Source organism: Streptomyces alkaliphilus (assembly GCF_014141535.1).
In the GTDB taxonomy this organism is placed as follows: domain Bacteria; phylum Actinomycetota; class Actinomycetes; order Streptomycetales; family Streptomycetaceae; genus Streptomyces; species Streptomyces alkaliphilus.
In genome coordinates, this window is sequence record NZ_VKHT01001773.1 from 1 (window position 1) to 395 (window position 395).

Here is a 395-nt window from a genome sequence, read left to right on the forward strand (position 1 = left end):
AGGGTGGGGGGTCCGTCGAGGTCGGCGAGGAGTACCGCTTCGGCGTCCAGCAGGCGGCGCAACCGGCGGGCGGCGAGTCCGGCGCCGCGTCCGCGCAGGCCGTCCCCGAGCGCCTCGTCGACCTCCGCCGCCGCGGTGAGCACGGCGACGGTCTGCTCCGGGGGGAGGGAGCGGCGGCGCATCCGGTCCAGCATGAGCGGAACGGTAACCCGGGCGGGCCCGGGACCACAGGGTTCGGACGAAAGGGACGCACCCGTGTCATCGAAGCGTGTCCCGGGGGTCCGTCCGGGGCCCGTTCCCGGCACGCGGCCCGGCCCCGGGTCCGTGCGGGACCCGGGGCCGGGAGTCGCCTCCGGTGGACCGCCCACCGGCCGGATTCGGGGGCGGGCCACCGG

General features: G+C 78.5%; 1 pseudogene. It reads right to left on the reverse strand.

Annotated elements, in window-relative coordinates:
• Positions 1-194, reverse strand: a pseudogene (locus tag FNQ90_RS26700) (hypothetical protein); the annotation flags it as partial.
• Positions 195-395 lie beyond the last annotated feature (201 nt).